This is a genomic window from Maridesulfovibrio sp. (assembly GCF_963676065.1).
Taxonomy (GTDB): Bacteria; Desulfobacterota; Desulfovibrionia; order Desulfovibrionales; family Desulfovibrionaceae; genus Maridesulfovibrio.
The window spans coordinates 1,199,054-1,216,407 of record NZ_OY780933.1; the positions used below are offsets into that span (position 1 = coordinate 1,199,054).

The following is a 17,354-nucleotide window of genomic DNA, read 5'->3' on the forward strand; positions in this document are numbered from 1 at the left end:
TGAGTGAATTATTTAAACAGATTTTAATTATTGTGTATCATTTGCAAAACTTCTTCAAATTCTTCCAGTGGCGGCGCTCCGGTAACGGTAACTCCGTTGATAAGAAAAACCGGGGAGGCGGTGAGGCCGAATTTGCGTGCTTCTTTTTTGTCCTCGTCAATACGGGCTTTTACCTGCGGAGAGTTTAGTGTTTTATGCAGCTGGTTCATATCCGCTCCGCATTGCTCAGCCAGTTCATCAAGCTTTTTGCGACCTTCGTTTTTGATTGAGATTCTGTTTCGCAGAATCAGGCCGTTAAGCTTGCGGGCTTTAGCGTGATCCTGCAAGGCTAAGGCTTCGTAATAGCGGGCTGCAGGCAGGGACATTTTGTGCAGACCCAGCGGGTTGTGCCGGTAGCGGAAGCTTATTTCCGGATGTTTTTGCAAAAGCTTTTGAATGATCCGAATTGCCTTTGAGCAGCTTGCACTTTGGAAATCGGAAAACATTACGATATTGATTTCCCCGTTTGCGGGACCCCAGACCGGGCGGTCTGCATGCAGAGCCGGGATCTTGGGGTTCTTCAGCTGTTTGAGTCTGCCGGCCCGGATACGTGCTTTGTTCTTTTTTTCAAGCCCGATCTGTAAAAGATCGTAAAGTTTTTCTTCGTGTCCTTTGAGGGCTTCAAAGATCAGGTCGGGATTATTTTTCAGGAGAATGCGGAGCTTTTCTTTGGAAGGAGAATTGTCCGCTGCGGCCGGGAAGCCGAATGCTGTCAGCATGGACAGGATGATCAGGACGGACAGTTTTTTCGGCATGGTCGGCTCAGGATATCTTTTCCACTGCGGTAAGTGCGGAATTGTATATGTTAAACATTGTTCCGAATCCGGAAATTTCAAAAACTTCACTGATCATGCCGGTTATGCCCGCAAAAGCGATGGCTCCGTCTGATCCTTTCAGCTTTTTGGCGCAAAAAAGTATCGCCCGCAGCCCTGCACTTGAAATATATTCCAGTTCTCCGAGATCAAATACTACCTTTGTCTCACCCTGATTTATGTACTTGCACAATTCGTCCTCAAGTTCTGTAGCGGTAAGGGCATCAAGGCGACCTTCAATCTCCATGATCATTACTTCGCCTATTTTTTTACTGTTGATTTTCATTGCGAATCCTTAAAAATATATAAATACGGTTGTGTGTTATTTAATGGTATCTAGATATAAACTTCATTCATTTACCGGCGTTTGTAAAGGGTAAGCATGAATGCTTGTGGACGTTCCTACTGATAATCGACCCATGCAGGGACCAGACGACCGGACTGCGAAAGCTCCTTTTCCAGATTATCAACCTCCGGTTCAACCATTTTGACAAGCCGCCAGTATTTTGCGGAATGGTTTAGGTGCACAGTGTGGCAGAGTTCGTGGATAAGAACATACCGGACCAGTCGGTAAGGCAGAAACATTAGTTTCATGTTCAGGTTTATATTACCTTTGGCAGAGCAGCTTCCCCATCGCTTTCGCTGGGCGCGTATGAAGACCTTGTTGAAGGGCAGGTTCAGTTCCTTAGAAATACTCCTGAGTTCTGCTACAAGAAATTTTTTTGCTTCCTTACGCACAAATCCGGTTAGCAGTTTAAGCTCTTCGTCCAGAGACCAGTCATTTCCGCTGATGAGCAGTTTGTCCACATTGCGGCGCATGCGCAATTCCTGCTTCTTGTTTCTGACTCTACGCACCGCGAATGTTTTATCGGTGGCGGGAAAATGTATCGCTTCCGGCAGGTTCAGGTCCGGGGGGTCAAGCGATAAGCCTTTTTCTTCCAGCCTACGGATGTTGCGCTTGATCCACTCCCTCCGTTTTTCCAGAAAACCGGGGACATCCCTGTGGCTTACCCCTTTGGGCAGCACGACCTCAATCCCTTTGTCCGGGATGAGTTTGATGATTACATTTTTTGCCCTCGGGCTGACCCGTACCGAGTACGGGAGTGGAAAATCTGCCATTTTTTTCCTATCAATTTTTTAACTTGTTTTATGCTGGACGGGGGATTACTTTCACTGTCTCTGCTTGAGTACTTCTTTCCTCTCACCATACCATTTTCAAGGATCACAGCGTGTCTACAACAAATTTTACTTCCCGTAAGATGTATATTTTTCTGCTGGTGTTGACCATCGCCACCACTATCGGCTTTCAAGGCTGGAGAACCCTGCTTAACAACTTTGCGGTGGAGGTTGCCGGGCTGGACGGCGGGCAATTCGGTCTGACAGGTTCCATCCGCGAGATTCCCGGTTTCCTCTCCCTGCTTGTAATCTACGTGCTTATGTTCATCAAGGAGCATCGTCTGGCCGCGCTTTCGGTTGTTGTAATGGGGCTTGGTGTCTGTATGACCGGTTTTATGCCTTCCTTTGCCGGGTTGGCCTTTACCACTCTGATTATGTCTTTCGGTTTTCATTATTATGAAACCTTGAACCAATCCCTGACGCTGCAATATTTCGGTTATTCGGAGGCCCCATTGGTAATGGGCCGGCTGCGCAGTCTTGCGGCTGCGACTAATATCTGTGTGGGAGTAGTGGTTATCTCCATTTCCGGGTTTATGGGCTATACGGAAATATTTTTGATGGCTGGTACAATCGCGATTCTTGCCGGGCTTTATTGTTTGACCCTTGACCCGTCATCACCGAACCTGCCTCCCCAGCATAAGAAGATGGTTTTCCGTTCCAAATACTGGCTTTTTTATGCGCTCAGTTTTATGGCCGGTGCGCGCAGGCAGATTTTTGTGGCCTTCGCAGTTTTTCTGCTGGTTAAGAAGTTCGGCTTTTCATTGCAGCATATTGCCATTTTGTTTGTACTTAACAATGTGATCAACTATTTTGCGAACCCGATCATAGCCAAGTGCGTAAACAGATTCGGCGAGCGCAAGGTGTTGAGTCTGGAATATGCCAGCCTGGTTCTCATCTTCACGGCCTATGCTTTTACGGACAGCCCGCTTGTGGGCGCGCTGCTCTACATACTGGACAATATCTTTTTTAATTTCAGTATGGCCATCAAAACCTTTTTCCAGAAAATTGCGGACAGGCCGGACATTGCTCCCAGTATGGCGGTGAGTTTCACCATCAACCACATCGCGGCGGTATTCGTTCCGGTTTTGGGTGGTATCGCCTGGATGCAGGATTATCGCATTGTTTTTCTCGGTGCTGCCGGGATGTCGGTGTTTTCTCTTGTGTTGAGCCAGTTTGTGGATCGTGAGTTGCGTCTCAAGGGACAGGCCATATAGAATCTTCTGAAAGCCATCCGTAATATTCATCTACGGATGGAGTTTGTTGTTAAGAATAAGACCGCAATATCATGGCAGATATTGCGGCCTCATTTTTAGGTATATTTTTAGAAACTGAACGGTGAAAGCTCCGATAATTATATAGGAGAACTACCGGAGTCCGTTTTTATTTAAATGCTTCTATGGCTTTCTTAAAGCCCTCACGGGAGCGTTCGATTACTTCAGTGCCAACGCAGAAGGCGAGGCGGAAGTAACCGGGACAACCGAAACCTGTACCGGGAACTGCGAGGATTTTTTCTTCCTGCAGTGCGGCGCAGAATTTTACGTCATCACCGCCGGGAGCTTCGGGGAAGAAGTAGAAAGCCCCCTTGGGCATGGTGTAGGAGTAGCCTGCTTCTTTGAGCACAGAATCCATAACATTGCGGCGTTCAAGGTAAATGTTTTTATCCACCTGTGAGCCGAGGGCCTTTTCAAGAAGTTTCTGGCCGACTGCGGGAGCATTGACAAAACCGAGGATACGGTTAGTGAGCACCAGCCCGGTCAGGAGCTGTTCTTTCCCCGGCATATCAGGGTTGAGCAGAACGTAACCGATGCGTTCCCCGGCGAGGGAAAGGTTCTTGGAAAAAGAACTGATCACGATACTGTAAGGATAAAGAGGTAAAACGGAAGGCACATCGACATCGTCAAATGCCAGAAATCTGTAAGGCTCATCAGCAACGAGGAAGATGGGGCGTTCGCGTTTTTCATTGGCTTTATTGAGAATCGCGGCAAGGCCTTCAAGTTCCTTTTTGGTATAGACGGCACCGGTGGGGTTGTTCGGCGAGTTTATGAGAACCACACGGGTCTTTTCAGTAATGGCGGCCTCAATGGCTTCAAGGTCCAGCTCAAAGGTCAGCGGTTTGGAAGGCACAGTGACCAGTTCTCCGTCGGAGTTCTGGGCATAAAAACCGTATTCCACGAAGTAGGGCGCCGGGCAGAGGACCTCTTCGCCGGGTTCAAGGATAGCCCGGTAGAGAGCGTTGATGCCGCCGGCAGCTCCGCAGGTGATTACAAGGTCGGTACCTGCTACTTTTACACCTTGTTCGGCGGAGACGGTTTCGGCCAGTTTTTCGCGTACAGCGGGGTAGCCGAAGTTGGGCATATAGCCGAACGCGAATGGTTCATCCGCTGTGTCGGCAAGTTCTCTGAGACCTTTGCCTACTGCTGCGGGGGCAGGTACATCCGGGTTGCCCAGTGAAAAGTCACAGACTGCATCTTCACCGTACTTTTTCTTCAGCTCCATGCCTGTTTCAAACATCTTGCGGATCCAGGATGAGCGATGGATGTATCCTTCTACTTGGTTTGAAAGAAGTTTCATTTTAATTCTCCACTTTTCTATCTGCGGTTTTTATTTGAATACCCGCTTTTCCCCTTGTTTTGAGGTTTTCCGCCTTGGTTTGGCTTGCCTCGATAGCTTTTATTGCGGGGACGGGGGTTTCTTTGCGGTTTGGGTTTTGGTGCCGGGGGCTGTTCCGGGCGGGCGTGCAGGGATTTCTGGTAGAGTTCGTCAAGCAGCATGCCTACCAGCGTGCATTGTTCTTCATCTTCGGCCAGTTGCCGGACCAGATCTTTATAGCGTCCGATACGTTCTCTTTCAAGTATTGTCCGTGAACGGAATTGACCTTCAAGGATTGTAGTCAGCCTTTCATTGATGGTCTCCAACACCTGCTTATCGTCCGGAAGTTCGCGGACTTCAAAATTGATATTGTAGGCTGCGGCGATGCGTTGCAGTTCAATTTTCTGGATCACATCCACGAGGGAAATGGCCACCCCGGAAGAACCTGCGCGTCCGGTGCGTCCTGCACGGTGGATGTATGATTCTTTGTCCTCGGGAGGCTCATACATAATCACGTGAGAGAGGTCCGGCACGTCGATACCGCGAGCTGCAATGTCGGTGGCCACGAGAAAACGTACTTTTCCTGAGCGAAGCTCGGAAAGAACCCGTTCCCGTTTGGACTGTGAAAGGTCAGAGGTCAGGTCCGCGGCATTGAATCCGAAATTATTAAGTACGGCGGAGACAAATTCAACATTGGCTTTGGTATTGCAAAATATGATGGCAGAAGTCGGGTTCTCGATCTCCAAAATTCGCATGAGATGACGTTCTTTGCCCATGGATGGAACTTCGTAATAGGCGTGGTCAATCTCGGTAACATGCACCTGTTTGCTGCTCAGGCTGAGCAACTGCGGCTTGTACATGAATTCTTTGGAGAGCCTGATGACATGTTCGGGAAATGTTGCGGAAAACATGTAAGCGGATATCGGGCGGCGCGGCAGGTAGGATTTTACTTCGCGCATATCCGGATAGAATCCGATTGAAAGCATGCGGTCGGCTTCGTCGAAAATCAGGGTTTCGAGGTCTTCCAGGTCGAAGGTGCGTCGCAGCAGGTGATCCAGAATTCTGCCCGGTGTGCCGACAACCATGTGGGCGCCTTTTTCTAATTCTTCCCGCTGGTGTCCATAGCCGACTCCTCCGTATACGGAAAGAACCCGCAGACCGGAACCCTTAAAAATTAATTCAGCTTCTCGCTCGACCTGTCGCGCAAGTTCGCGGGTAGGCACAAGAATGAGCGCCTGAGTATAGTTGATATTTGGGTCGAGTTTTTCCAGCAGAGGCAGGACAAACGCGCCTGTTTTTCCGCTTCCGGTCTTGGCCTGAACCATAAGGTCCCGGTTACTCAGTTGATAGGGGAGTGATTTGGATTGGACCGGGGTGAGTTTGTCCCAGCCTGTTTTGTCAAGCGCGTTAAGTATGGATGGGGGGAGGTCTTCTACGGTGATTTCCGGCAGGGCTTCTTCTGGCTCCACTACTTTGTCCGGTTCATCATGAACTTTCTCATTATGCATTTTCTTCGCGTCTTGGTCGTCTTTTGAATTGGTCATAAATGTTTTTCCTATTAAAACTTGAAATATCCCTGAAACACTACGCTATAAGTGTCGGATTTTGCAAAGGGTATTTTGGCAGATGATTGTAGCTATAGAGAATACGGATAAAGGCTCTTTGCAGTGATTTAGTTTAACTATTTGATCTAAATATGAAATTGCATGTAACCACAAACTAATAAAATTTTCTATGGGTGTTGCAATGATTGATAAGCTGATGTCCAGACGGGTCTATTTCATAATCAGGGGAATTCTGGCCTGCGTATTCATGTATGCGGGGGCTGGAAAGCTTATGGATGTGCAAGGATTCGCTACTGTTATCAGCGGTTATGGATTGCTGCCGGGAGAATTGAATTATGTCGCGGCTCTGCTGCTGCCGCCGGTGGAGATAGTTATCGCTATCGGATTGCTTTGGGACGTTAAAGGTTCCCTTCTTTCGTATTCGCTGTTGTTGCTGGTTTTTATGGCGGTATTGGGACACGGGATCAACATGGGGCTTGATGTGGATTGCGGTTGCTTCGCTCCCGGTGATCCGGAAGGGGAAGCTTATCATTCCCTGCGTGAAGCTTTGCTGCGTGATGCATTCCTGCTGCTTGGCTGCGGCTATCTCTACTTGCTGCGCAGGGTCAAGGGGTACCGTTCCCGTTCTGTACGGTGTCTGGTTGCTGAATAGTTTTTTTAAATCTGGAGGATGAAGGAATGAAACTGATCAAGAATATTTCTGTTATCGCTGTTTTGTGTGCGTTGATGCTGGCCGTGACCGGGTGTCTTGGCTCTGACAAATTCGCACAGGAAGTTGAGAAAGAAAAAGGCGCGGTTAAACTGGTCAAGGAAGTCCAGCGCGGTGATTATGACGTGATTACCACTACTGAATTGAAGGGGCTGATAGATAAAAAAGAAGATATGATTATCATCGATACTATGCCCTATGAAGCCAGTTACAAGAAAGAGCATGTTCCCGGCGCCAAGCAGTTTCTGTTCCCCATTCCCGATATGGTTGAGTGGGATGTTGCGAAAACCGACGGCAAGACAAAAGAGCAGTTCGTTGAGTTGCTCGGTCCTGATAAAGATAAGCTCATCATTGTCTATTGCGGTTTCGTAAAGTGTACCCGTAGTCATAACGGTGCCGCTTGGGCCAAGAAACTCGGCTACACCAACGTAAAAAGATACCCCGGCGGCATTTTCGCATGGAAAGGCGCCAAGTATCCTGTTGCTTCAGTAAAATAATTAGAGCTGGGTATACCGGTTATTTCTCCCTGCCCCGGTGCGTTGTGCGCCGGGGCTTTTTATTTAGGAGCGTCAGCTTACAGCTCAATCCCGGACAGAATTCCTTCCAAGGCTCCTTTCTTTAGCAATGCTTTACCTGCATTACGGCAGACTGATTCTATATCGTTACCGGTATGGCGCAGGAAGTCATCCTGCAGTTCGCGTATGCCGTCGCCTTCCCAGTCGAAGGAGGACAGTAATCCTCTGCTGAGCATGAAAATGCGGTCTCCTTTGCTCGTCTTAAATGTAGAACAGGGTGGGTGGCCGAGGCCAAGACAGCCGAGACTTTCGCTTTGTCTTTCGATAAGTAAAAGAGTTTCTTCCTTGATCAGGATAACCGGGAGAGCTCCGGCATTGACTACAGTCAGGGTCTCGGTCTCCCTGTCTATTCGGACATAGCTTGCCGTGAGTTGTGTATCTTTTTTGTAATGTTTATTCAGATCCATGCCGATATTTCGCATTGTTTCGGATGGACTGAAAAGCGGACCGGTGTTTTCCGCCAGCAGAAACCTGATTTTTTCGTGAATCTCTTCCTCGTTTACCCCTGCACAGTTGAGCAGAAAATGGCTTTCGGTCTTGTTCTCCGTGACAACTGTTTCATAAACAAATGTTCGGGCGGTTTGCTTAGGCGCGGTGAAAAAAGTTCTGGCTCCGCACGATGGGTAATCGATGCTTTTTATACTGCCGGAATGATGCGGTGTGCCGACTGTCCTTTGGCTGTCGCAGAAATGTAATTTTAGGTGCAGTCTGATGAGATTGACTACGTTTTTGTATTCAAATGGTTTGACGATGAAATCAACAGCTCCGGCATCATACCCCCTTGATGTATTATCTTCATCATCCAGTGCGCTTAGAAATATAATCGGTATTTCAGATGTTTCCGGTGATAATCGCAGCACGGTAGCGCACTCAAAGCCGTTTTCTCCGGGCATCATGATATCCAGAAGAATAAGATCGGGCTGCATCTGTTCCGCCATTTCCCGCCCGGAGCGTCCATCACTTGCCGTAAGTATGTTGTAGCCCTGTTGTTTCAATACAATTTCAAGGAATTCCAGATTAAAAGGTTCGTCATCTACGATGAGTATCGTCGGTATGTTGTTTGGATATATAGGCATTTGTCTGAATCCTTTGCGTTCCGGGGTTCTGCTTTTATTCTATTCTACTTAAGAACTGCATAAAACAGAAATATTGTATTTGTCTTGTGAAATACGCTGCTTTTTATTTGTATTTTGCCGTTGCTAAGAAAGTTGCTGTTGCGTTAGGTTGTTGCATCTTTTCTATTCTACAAATTTTTATCAGCAGGAGTTGAAGATATGCTTATTGGTATTCCAAAGGAAGTAAAAACCATGGAAAACAGGGTTTCCATGACTCCCGGTGCGGTTGAAACCCTTGTCCGTCGCGGTCATTCTGTGGTGGTGGAAAAGGGCGCCGGTGTCGGTTCCGGGCTTTCAGATGATGACTATAGCAATGCGGGAGCAAGGATGGGGTCAGTTGATGACGCATGGGCCGCGGAAATGGTCATCAAGGTGAAAGAACCCGTTGCCTCGGAATATAAATATCTTCGCGAAGACCTGCTGCTTTTTACATATTTACATCTTGCTGCGGACGAAGCATTGACTAATGCTCTTCTTGAGTCCGGTACCACCGGTGTTGCTTACGAAACAGTTCAGTTGCCTGACGGTTCCCTGCCTCTTTTGACACCCATGAGTGAAGTTGCCGGGCGTATGGCCGCTCAGGAAGGAGCACTGCATCTGGAAAAGCCTAAGGGCGGTCTGGGGATCCTCGTGGGCGGCGTTCCCGGGGTTGCTCCTGCAAATGTAATGGTCATCGGCGGCGGTGTGGTTGGAACCAACGCGGCCAAGATTGCCGCAGGCATGGGCGCGCGAGTCACAATCTTCGACGTTAATCATGCGCGGCTCCAGTATCTTGATGATATTTTCAAAGGCCGGGTAAGTACCATGACTTCCACTGAGCCGAACATTCGCGCAGCAGTCGCCGAGGCCGATCTGGTCATCGGAGCGGTGTTGATTCCCGGTGCCAAGGCTCCGAATCTGGTAACACGCGGCATGCTTTCCACTATGAAGGAAGGTGCTGTGATTGTCGATGTCGCTGTTGATCAGGGCGGCTGCGTTGAAACCATCAAGCCCACTACCCACACTGATCCAACTTATGTTGTGGACGGTGTAGTGCATTACGGTGTCGCCAATATGCCCGGCGCGGTGCCCAGAACTTCAACTTTCGCCCTTGTGAATCAAACCCTGCCTTATGCGCTGCAGCTTGCTGACAAGGGACTGGACGCATTACGCGATAATCCCTCACTTAAGCTTGGACTTAACACAATGAAGGGAAGTCTCACTTATCCCGCAGTGGGCGAGGCTTTCGGTCTTGATTTCATCACTCCCGACGAGGCTTTGTCCTAGAGCCGGGTGCGCTCCATAAAAAAGAGCCGGGCTGCAGGGGAATCCCCGCAGCCCGGTCATAATCTGATATTTCAACAACTGTAGCCAGTTTAATGCAGGATGTCTCCGATACGTTCCCAGCGAACGGTATTGGGACCGCCCCAAGACCAGTAGATAATCCACGCCTTTCCTAAGATGTTCTCTCTGGGAACATTGCCCCAGAATCTGGAATCGTTGGAACCATCGCGGTTGTCGCCCATAACGAAGTATTCGTTTTCGGGAATTACCCGGGGCGGCATGTTGTCACGCAGTGTTGAAATGTGGGTGCTGTCGGTATACTGCACGTAAGGTTCGACAAGTTCTTTGCCGTTTACGAAGACCTTTTTCTTCTTGATCTCCACAGTGTCTCCGGGAACACCGATAACCCTTTTTATGTAATCCTTGCTGGTGTCACCGGGGTATTTGAAGACAATAATGTCCTGATACTTCGGGTCATCCACCGGCAGGATAACTTTTCCGGTAAACGGAATTCTAACGCCGTATGAAAATTTGTTTACCAGCAGATGGTCTCCGATCTGGAGAGTCTGCAGCATGGAACCGGACGGAATCTTGAATGCCTGCACGATAAAGGTTCGGATGAAAAGAGCCAGTATGAGTGCGATAAAAAGAGCTTCAATATATTCCTTTACGGTGCTCTGCCATCTGGGATTCATAATCTAATGTCCTTATAGTTTCCTGCCTTTAACGCAGGGCGAGTCGTTTGCAAAATTGAGTGTCTACGCTCAGTTAATCTTCGCCGGCTTTGAGTACGGCCATGAACGCTTCCTGCGGGATTTCAACATTACCCATTTTTTTCATGCGCTTTTTACCTTCCTTCTGTTTTTCCAGAAGTTTACGCTTACGGGTAATGTCTCCGCCGTAACACTTGGCGGTAACGTTTTTCCTGAACGGGGCAACTCGTTCCTTGGCAATGATCTTACGACCGATTGCGGCCTGAATGACGATTTCAAACATCTGGCGCGGGATAGCTCTCTTCAGCTTCAGGGCCAGTGAACGTCCGAACGGATAAGAGGAATCTTTGTGGACAATGGCCGAGAAGGCATCTACCGGATCAGTGTTGATCAGGATGTCCAGCTTTACCAGATTTGATTCACGGTAATCAATAACCTCGTAATCAAGGGAGGCATAGCCTTTGGTGTGCGACTTAAGCTTGTCGAAAAAGTCGTACATGATTTCCGCAAATGGAACCTCATAAGTAATGATAACCCTTGATGATGTCAGATAACGCATGTCTTTCTGTATTCCGCGTTTTTCTTCGCAGAGCTTGAGCACGGCTCCGACATAATCGTTGGGCACGTGGATTTCAAGACGGCAGAAAGGTTCGGCAAGTGATTCAAGGTCACCTGCATCCGGCATCTTACTGGGGTTATCAATTTCAAGAATATCACCGTTATTCAGCCTTGCCTGATAGACAACGGAAGGCGCGGTAGCGATGAGTTTTGCCTGAAACTCGCGCTCCAGACGTTCCTGAATAATTTCCATATGCAGCAGACCGAGAAAACCGCAGCGGAAACCGAATCCGAGGGCGGTGGATGTTTCCGGCTCAAATGAGAAAGCGGTATCGTTGAGCTGCAATTTTTCCAGCGCGGCTTTGAGCGGTTCGTACTCGGCCGGTTCGACCGGGTATAGTCCGCAGAAAACCATGGGTTTGACTTCCTGAAAACCGGGAAAAGGAATTTTCACCGGGTCAGCGGCGAGAGTGATTGTATCACCCACCGGCGCGTCATTCAGCTCTTTCATGCTGGCACACAAAAATCCTACTTCACCGGCGGCAAGTTCTTTGGTGTTCTGCGGTTCAGGAGTGTAAACCCCCAGCGTAGTTACATCGAAGGTACGTCCGGTGGAGAAAATCTGGATTTTGTCGCCTTTTTTAATGGTACCGTCCAGAATTCTGAACAGAACAACTACACCTTGATAAGAGTCGTACCACGAGTCGAAGATCAGGGCTTTGAGCGGCGCATCGGGGTCACCAGCCGGCGGCGGCAGTTCGTTGACGATTGCTTCGAGCACGTCTTCCACGTTCAGCCCGGTTTTGGCGCTGATCATAAGCGGATCGGAACAATCCAGCCCGATAACTTCCTCGATTTCCTGTCCTACCCGTTCGCAATCGGAGCTGGGCAGGTCCACTTTATTGAGCACGGGCACGATTTCAAGGTCGTGATCCAATGCCAGAAAAACGTTGGCAAGAGTCTGTGCTTCCACTCCCTGCGTGGAATCCACCACCAGCAAAGCTCCTTCCGAAGCGGCCAGGCTACGGGAAACTTCGTAACTGAAGTCCACGTGTCCGGGGGTATCGATAAGGTTAAGGATGTATTCCTCGCCGTCAGCGGCTTTGTAAGGAATACGCACTGTCTGTGCCTTGATGGTAATCCCGCGTTCCTGTTCCAGTTCCATCTTATCAAGGTACTGGTCCTTTTTTTCACGGTCTGAAACCAGTCCGGTGAGTTCAAGGATGCGGTCCGCCAAGGTGGACTTACCGTGGTCAATGTGCGCAATAATGCTGAAATTTCTTATTTTATCTAATTTAGCCATATGTAAAAATGTCGGCATCCTCCAAGGGACGTCGGCTTGTAGTTATTTTTGTTTTCCTGTTTCCGCTTGGAAGCAGGGGTAAAGGGACTTCTTATTACGGTATTTGTGAGCCGCTGTCTAATATGTAATTGCGGCTCCGGCAAGAATAGAAAGCTTTCCACAGTCCGGGAATCGAAATTAATCCCTATACCTGTTTCAATGTTAAATAAATGTATCATTTTTGTTGCGAAAGCAATTGATTGACCCATCAATTTATATTAAAGATAAGTCCAGCTCTAATGAAAAATGATACTGCTATTGCATTGTTTTCACAGTAATGGGCCAATGATCCTTCTGGGTTATAGGGAAATTGGATCGCCGTGCGCAGCACAGAAAGCGGCCTTGAATTGTGGAATTGTGAATACTGACGGAATCAGACTTTGCCGAGAGCGCTGCCCGGAAGCGCGTACTCAAGAGCACGGGACTGTCGGGAATAGGCATTAATTGCTCTGGTCCTCATGTATCCAGTGCTCCCGGGATTGAAAATGGCGGAATCTTCGGAAAGGGACGTTTGTGTGAGAGCGAGCTGCCGGTGTACATTCTGTACGTGTCGCTCTTCGGTCTGAGTACGTGGATAGGTTTTTGATCGGAATTCGCGCGAAGCCTTGCTGGCTTCGTCCGATTCAAATTCGAGGTCCTTCGCAGTGAAATTTATACCGAGCTTACCGATACTGAAGTCGTATTTACGCGTTGTTACGCGTGCCTTTACCTTTGCTGCTTCAGCGGCAGTCTCTGTGGACCACTTCTTCTTATTATCGGCATATTGGTTTATGCCCTGTGCTGCTATTCTCACTTCTCACTCCACCAGAAAAACCGTTCCGCGTAGACAAAAAAGGCCGACTGCCATTGCTGGCAATCCGCCGTACCTGCGATTTTCGCAATCATCCATGAATGATACGCGGTGTTTCCGGCTTCCGTCCGTGGAAGCTGATGAAAATAAACATCTGCTAAGATGTATTAATATATAATACGTCAGGGCAGAATTGGCAAGAGGGCTTCACTACAGGCTGAAAAAGGCGCCGGAGGGTCTTTATAATCAGTCTTGGTCTTGCATTAAGGGGGGCAAAGTTTTAACTTCCCCTGAAACTTAAGCAGTGTAGGAGATTATGAGCAACAAAATTCTGATCAAAAAAGAACTTATCCCCGGCCAGACATCCATGCTGGTCCTTGACTGTCCTCAAATTGCCAAAAAGGCTAAACCGGGAAATTTTGTAATTCTACGCATCCATGAAAAAGGTGAACGCATCCCTCTCACTATTGCTGACACTGACAAGGAAGCAGGCACAATCACCATAGTATACCTTGTTGTAGGTAAAAGTTCAGCCCTGCTTGAAACGTTGAATGAAGGGGATACCGTTCTTGATGTCTGCGGTCCTCTCGGTAAACCGACTCATATTGAAAAATCCGGCACTGTCATCTGTGTGGGCGGTGGTACCGGGATTGCGGCCATGCATCATATTGCCAAGGGCCACCACTTAGCCGGAAACCATGTTGTCGCTATTGTCGGCGCACGCAGCGAGAATATGCTCCTTTTCTGTACCGAACTTGGCTATTTTTGCCCTGAACTGCTTATCGCCACTGATGATGGTTCCAGCGGTCATAAAGGTTTTGTTACCGACCTTCTTCGCGAACGCCTTGAGCAGGATAAAGATGTTGCCGAGGTTGTAGCTATCGGCCCCGTACCCATGATGGAAGCAGTCGCCAAGGTTACCGAACCCTTCGGCGTTAAAACCACAGTCAGCCTGAACTCCATCATGGTTGACGGTGTGGGTATGTGTGGAGCCTGCCGTTGCAGCGTAGGCGGTGAAACAAAATTCGCCTGCGTGGACGGCCCTGAATTCGACGGACATGAAGTTGATTTCAACGAGCTGAGAATGCGCCTTACCCAGTATAAGGAGCAGGAAGACCTTTCAATGACAATGTTCAGGAGTTGTAGCTGCCATGGTGAATAAACAGAACTTTACGCCGACCCGTACCCCCATGCCGGAGCAGCCGGCTGATGTCCGTAACAAAAATTTCAGCGAAGTGGCGCTTGGCTATTCTAAAGAAGAAGCCATGGCCGAAGCCGCTCGCTGCCTACAGTGTAAAAAACCGCTTTGCCAGAAGGGCTGTCCGGTTGAAATCGATATTAAAAGTTTCGTTAAGCATCTGGCTGACGGCGATATCCCTTCCGCATACCGGGTAATCAAGGAAACCAATGCATTGCCGGCTGTCTGTGGCCGGGTCTGTCCGCAGGAATCCCAGTGTGAGGGCTCCTGCATTCTGGGTAAAAAATATGAGCCTGTTGCAATTGGCAGGCTGGAAAGATTTGTAGCTGATACTTTTGACAGTGATTCGGCCTGTGAAATGATTACCGGGCATACTGCCTGTTCCCTGCCCAATGATCAGTTCAAGGTCGCTTGTATCGGTTCCGGGCCTTCCAGTTTGACTGTTGCCGGGTATCTTGCCGCGCGCGGTGTTCCCGTAACCGTATACGAAGCCCTGCACGAAGTTGGCGGTGTGCTGGTTTACGGTATCCCTGAATTTCGCCTGCCAAAATCCATCGTGGCCCGTGAAGTCGGTGCGCTGTGGTCCAAAGGCGTAACTTTTCAGCCCAATTATGTGGGCGGTAAAACGGTCACTGTGGAAGATCTTTTTGAAGACGGTTTTGATGCTGTTTTTATCGGTGTCGGAGCGGGACTTCCCTGGTTCCTGAATATACCCGGCGAAAATCTTGTCGGTGTTTATTCTTCTAATGAGTATCTGACCCGCATTAATCTCGGCAGGGCTTACGATTTTCCCAACTATGACACCCCCGCACCAAAGGCCCGCAACGTGGCCGTTGTCGGTGGCGGTAACGTAGCTATGGACGCTGCTCGTACCGCTCTGCGTCTGGGAGCGGAAAATGTTTACATCACTTACCGCCGCACTCAGGATGAGATGCCGGCCCGTCTCGAGGAATTGCATCATGCCATTGAGGAGGGCGTTCAGCTTGAGTTGCTCACATCGCCCATTTCGCTCAACGGTGACGAAAATTCAAAAGTTAAGTCCATGACATTGCAGGTTATGGAACTTGGTGAACCTGATGAATCAGGTCGCTGCCGTCCTGTTCCTGTTGAGGGCAAGACCAAAGAGCTGGAAGTGGATATGGTTATCCTCGCAGTCGGAACAGGTGCCAATCCGGTACTGCTCGAAGCTACTCCCGGTCTGGAATTAAGCAAGCGGGGTTATATCGTAACCGACCCCGAAAGCGGTGAAACCTCTATTCCCAACGTTTATGCCGGCGGGGACATTGCGGGTGGGTCCGCAACAGTAATCTCGGCTATGGGCGCAGGACGCCGCGCAGCCAGAACTATAGCTGAAAAGCTTGGTGTGTAACTCTTAACTATGAGTTAACCACTACTGAAGTTTTGCTAAAACAAAGCCCCCCTGATGCTGGTCAGGGGGGCTTTTTCGTCAAGGAGACGACTTTAAGGGGGTGTAGTGCTGTATAAATTATGCTGCCGGAGCAGTAGTATGTTTATCGGTCATTATTTTAAGGATGACTTTATCCGTCTGGGCCATACCCACTGAACCCAGCTGCCCCACGTTGCGGATGCAGGCTTCAATGTCATCATCGAGGATGCCGTCTTTTCCGGGAATGCAAATCCCTTTCATCGCCAGCAATGCTGAGTTGATGGCTGCTTCAACAGCCGAAGAAACCTTCAGGGCGCAGGAGGTCTTTGCGCCGTCGCAGATCATTCCGGCAATATCGCCGAGAGTGTTCTTGATGGTGCTTTCCACTTCTTTAAGTCCGCCGCCGAGGATAAGCACTATGCCGCAACCGGAAGCTGTGGCGGCAAGGCTTGCTCCGCAGAGAGCGGAAAGCTTACCGAGGTGGCTCTTCATATGCACAGCGGAAAGGTGGCTTAGAATCAAAGCTCTGACAAGCTGCTCTTCACTTGCGTTACGACGTCTGGCAAAAGCAACAACAGGCAACGTGGCCGTCAGGCCCTGATTGCCGCTGCCGGAGTTACTCATTACCGGCATCTGAATGCCTTCCATGCGCGCATCAGAAGCTGCTGCGGTAATCTTAATGGCGTAAGAAACTATATCATCGGAACGGATACCGTCTTCGATATCCTTGGCTATGGATTTACCGACCATAAGTCCCCAATCGGAAGCAAGACCTTCAGCTGCAACCTTCTCATTAAGTTTTACTGCTTCAAGGATGAAACTTAAATCTTCCAGCGGGGCTTCGGTGGCGTATTCAAAAATTTCTTTCATGCTCATGGTGCAGCCGGATTCTTTATCCTCGTCGCTGATCAAAGGCGCTGTGAACAGTTCTTCACCGTTTTTTTCCACCAGCACAATGGCGGAATGCGAGCGTGCAATTACGCAGCGGGCGGAATCTTCACCTTTTTTTACTACAGCTTCCACGTAGAGTAGTTCTTCCGTATCGGAAAGTTCCACATGGAGCCGGCCGTCCGCGATGAGTTTCTTACCAGCTGCCAGCTGTTCGGCGTTCAGGTCGCGCAGAACCTCCAGCGCCAGTTCGGATTTACCACCGGTAATACCTACGGCCGCTGCAATGTTCAACCCGGTCATTCCTGTGCCGGGAACGCCTACGCCCATTCCGTTTTTGAGCAGGTTGCCGCTGACTTTAACTACAGCGCTTTCAGGCTCGCACCCCAGTGTTTCAGCTGCTTTTGCAGCGGCAAGTGCGATAGCAACCGGTTCTGTGCAGCCCAGTGCGGGGACAACTTCACGTTTGAGAATCTCTGCGAATTCAGACCATTTTTTATTTATCATTATGATATGCCTCCGGCGGCCCTGCCGGGGGCCTTAACCTCTTTTTGTAAAAAGGGTTAAGAATCCCAAAAACTATTATTAGGGCTTCGCCGTATTCTATGCTGAAAATTTATTTTAAATGAACACGT

At 49.1% G+C, this 17,354-nt stretch carries 16 protein-coding genes; 6 read left to right on the forward strand and 10 right to left on the reverse strand.

Annotated elements, in window-relative coordinates; all coding sequences use genetic code 11:
- Positions 1 to 23 precede the first annotated feature (23 nt).
- The 3 genes from ACKU35_RS05375 to ACKU35_RS05385 form a co-directional block, all read right to left on the reverse strand.
- On the reverse strand, positions 24 to 794 hold the full coding sequence (locus ACKU35_RS05375) for a DsbA family protein (RefSeq protein WP_319763870.1): 771 nt from the start codon (positions 792 to 794) through the stop codon (positions 24 to 26).
- 7 nt (positions 795 to 801) lie between these two features.
- The gene (locus tag ACKU35_RS05380; protein WP_319763872.1) at positions 802 to 1,137 is read right to left on the reverse strand and encodes an STAS domain-containing protein; all 336 of its coding nucleotides are present in this window, start codon (positions 1,135 to 1,137) and stop codon (positions 802 to 804) included.
- Between the two features lie 116 nt (positions 1,138 to 1,253).
- Positions 1,254 to 1,970: a SprT family zinc-dependent metalloprotease gene (locus ACKU35_RS05385; RefSeq protein ID WP_319763874.1), complete on the reverse strand. Its 717-nt coding sequence runs from the start codon at positions 1,968 to 1,970 to the stop codon at positions 1,254 to 1,256.
- A gap of 110 nt (positions 1,971 to 2,080) precedes the next feature.
- Between ACKU35_RS05385 and ACKU35_RS05390 the strand changes: the two genes are divergently transcribed.
- The gene (locus tag ACKU35_RS05390; protein ID WP_319763876.1) at positions 2,081 to 3,241 is read left to right on the forward strand and encodes an MFS transporter; all 1,161 of its coding nucleotides are present in this window, start codon (positions 2,081 to 2,083) and stop codon (positions 3,239 to 3,241) included.
- 166 nt (positions 3,242 to 3,407) lie between these two features.
- On the opposite strand, the gene ACKU35_RS05395 is transcribed toward ACKU35_RS05390, so the two are convergent.
- Both ACKU35_RS05395 and ACKU35_RS05400 read right to left on the reverse strand, forming a co-directional pair.
- Entirely contained in the window at positions 3,408 to 4,598 is a 1,191-nt protein-coding gene (locus ACKU35_RS05395; protein ID WP_319763878.1) for a pyridoxal phosphate-dependent aminotransferase, read from the reverse strand.
- Between the two features lie 17 nt (positions 4,599 to 4,615).
- Complete coding sequence (locus tag ACKU35_RS05400; protein ID WP_319763880.1) at positions 4,616 to 6,160, reverse strand: DEAD/DEAH box helicase; 1,545 nt, start codon at positions 6,158 to 6,160, stop codon at positions 4,616 to 4,618.
- A gap of 202 nt (positions 6,161 to 6,362) precedes the next feature.
- Here ACKU35_RS05400 and ACKU35_RS05405 point away from each other — a divergent pair, with 202 nt between their 5' ends.
- Positions 6,363 to 6,833 (forward strand): MauE/DoxX family redox-associated membrane protein, encoded by a 471-nt coding sequence (locus ACKU35_RS05405; protein WP_319763882.1) that lies wholly within the window; start codon positions 6,363 to 6,365, stop codon positions 6,831 to 6,833.
- A gap of 26 nt (positions 6,834 to 6,859) precedes the next feature.
- Positions 6,860 to 7,387: a rhodanese-like domain-containing protein gene (locus tag ACKU35_RS05410; protein ID WP_319763884.1), complete on the forward strand. Its 528-nt coding sequence runs from the start codon at positions 6,860 to 6,862 to the stop codon at positions 7,385 to 7,387.
- A gap of 77 nt (positions 7,388 to 7,464) precedes the next feature.
- Here ACKU35_RS05410 and ACKU35_RS05415 read toward each other — a convergent pair whose 3' ends face one another.
- Positions 7,465 to 8,541, reverse strand: a complete 1,077-nt coding sequence (locus tag ACKU35_RS05415) for a response regulator (protein WP_319763886.1) — start codon at positions 8,539 to 8,541, stop codon at positions 7,465 to 7,467.
- Positions 8,542 to 8,739: 198 nt separating this feature from the next.
- Here ACKU35_RS05415 and ald point away from each other — a divergent pair, with 198 nt between their 5' ends.
- Positions 8,740 to 9,846 carry an alanine dehydrogenase gene (gene ald, locus ACKU35_RS05420; protein ID WP_319763888.1) on the forward strand — a complete coding sequence of 369 codons (1,107 nt, stop codon included), beginning with the start codon at positions 8,740 to 8,742 and terminating at the stop codon, positions 9,844 to 9,846.
- An 89-nt stretch (positions 9,847 to 9,935) separates the two neighbouring features.
- Here the strand turns inward: ald and lepB are convergent, their stop codons facing one another.
- From lepB to ACKU35_RS05435, 3 genes are all read right to left on the reverse strand, one after another.
- Positions 9,936 to 10,538, reverse strand: a complete 603-nt coding sequence (gene lepB / locus ACKU35_RS05425; RefSeq protein WP_319763890.1) for a signal peptidase I — start codon at positions 10,536 to 10,538, stop codon at positions 9,936 to 9,938.
- A 73-nt stretch (positions 10,539 to 10,611) separates the two neighbouring features.
- Entirely contained in the window at positions 10,612 to 12,417 is a 1,806-nt protein-coding gene (gene lepA / locus ACKU35_RS05430) for a translation elongation factor 4 (protein ID WP_319763892.1), read from the reverse strand.
- Positions 12,418 to 12,829: 412 nt separating this feature from the next.
- A complete protein-coding gene (locus ACKU35_RS05435; protein ID WP_319763893.1) occupies positions 12,830 to 13,249 on the reverse strand; it encodes a hypothetical protein in 420 nt (139 codons plus the stop codon).
- Positions 13,250 to 13,562: 313 nt separating this feature from the next.
- Here ACKU35_RS05435 and ACKU35_RS05440 point away from each other — a divergent pair, with 313 nt between their 5' ends.
- Together ACKU35_RS05440 and gltA are read left to right on the forward strand one after the other, a co-directional pair.
- The gene (locus ACKU35_RS05440) at positions 13,563 to 14,408 is read left to right on the forward strand and encodes a sulfide/dihydroorotate dehydrogenase-like FAD/NAD-binding protein (protein WP_319763895.1); all 846 of its coding nucleotides are present in this window, start codon (positions 13,563 to 13,565) and stop codon (positions 14,406 to 14,408) included.
- A complete protein-coding gene (gene gltA / locus ACKU35_RS05445) occupies positions 14,398 to 15,813 on the forward strand; it encodes an NADPH-dependent glutamate synthase (protein WP_319763897.1) in 1,416 nt (471 codons plus the stop codon). Before ACKU35_RS05440 ends, gltA begins: the two co-directional genes overlap by 11 nt.
- Positions 15,814 to 15,930: 117 nt before the next feature.
- Here gltA and ACKU35_RS05450 read toward each other — a convergent pair whose 3' ends face one another.
- Positions 15,931 to 17,226: an L-serine ammonia-lyase, iron-sulfur-dependent, subunit alpha gene (locus ACKU35_RS05450; protein ID WP_319763899.1), complete on the reverse strand. Its 1,296-nt coding sequence runs from the start codon at positions 17,224 to 17,226 to the stop codon at positions 15,931 to 15,933.
- Positions 17,227 to 17,354 lie beyond the last annotated feature (128 nt).

Excerpts from the sequence above, each read along its gene's own strand:
- gltA (WP_319763897.1), top strand. The coding sequence starts at position 14,398 with ATGGTGAATAAACAGAACTTTACGCCGACCCGTACCCCCATGCCGGAG.
- lepB (WP_319763890.1), bottom strand. The coding sequence starts at position 10,538 with ATGAATCCCAGATGGCAGAGCACCGTAAAGGAATATATTGAAGCTCTT.
- ACKU35_RS05415 (WP_319763886.1), bottom strand. The coding sequence starts at position 8,541 with ATGCCTATATATCCAAACAACATACCGACGATACTCATCGTAGATGAC.
- ACKU35_RS05405 (WP_319763882.1), top strand. The coding sequence starts at position 6,363 with ATGATTGATAAGCTGATGTCCAGACGGGTCTATTTCATAATCAGGGGA.
- ACKU35_RS05400 (WP_319763880.1), bottom strand. The coding sequence starts at position 6,160 with ATGACCAATTCAAAAGACGACCAAGACGCGAAGAAAATGCATAATGAG.
- ACKU35_RS05450 (WP_319763899.1), bottom strand. The coding sequence starts at position 17,226 with ATGATAAATAAAAAATGGTCTGAATTCGCAGAGATTCTCAAACGTGAA.
- ACKU35_RS05375 (WP_319763870.1), bottom strand. The coding sequence starts at position 794 with ATGCCGAAAAAACTGTCCGTCCTGATCATCCTGTCCATGCTGACAGCA.
- lepA (WP_319763892.1), bottom strand. The coding sequence starts at position 12,417 with ATGGCTAAATTAGATAAAATAAGAAATTTCAGCATTATTGCGCACATT.
- ACKU35_RS05395 (WP_319763878.1), bottom strand. The coding sequence starts at position 4,598 with ATGAAACTTCTTTCAAACCAAGTAGAAGGATACATCCATCGCTCATCC.
- ACKU35_RS05440 (WP_319763895.1), top strand. The coding sequence starts at position 13,563 with ATGAGCAACAAAATTCTGATCAAAAAAGAACTTATCCCCGGCCAGACA.
- ACKU35_RS05410 (WP_319763884.1), top strand. The coding sequence starts at position 6,860 with ATGAAACTGATCAAGAATATTTCTGTTATCGCTGTTTTGTGTGCGTTG.
- ald (WP_319763888.1), top strand. The coding sequence starts at position 8,740 with ATGCTTATTGGTATTCCAAAGGAAGTAAAAACCATGGAAAACAGGGTT.
- ACKU35_RS05380 (WP_319763872.1), bottom strand. The coding sequence starts at position 1,137 with ATGAAAATCAACAGTAAAAAAATAGGCGAAGTAATGATCATGGAGATT.
- ACKU35_RS05385 (WP_319763874.1), bottom strand. The coding sequence starts at position 1,970 with ATGGCAGATTTTCCACTCCCGTACTCGGTACGGGTCAGCCCGAGGGCA.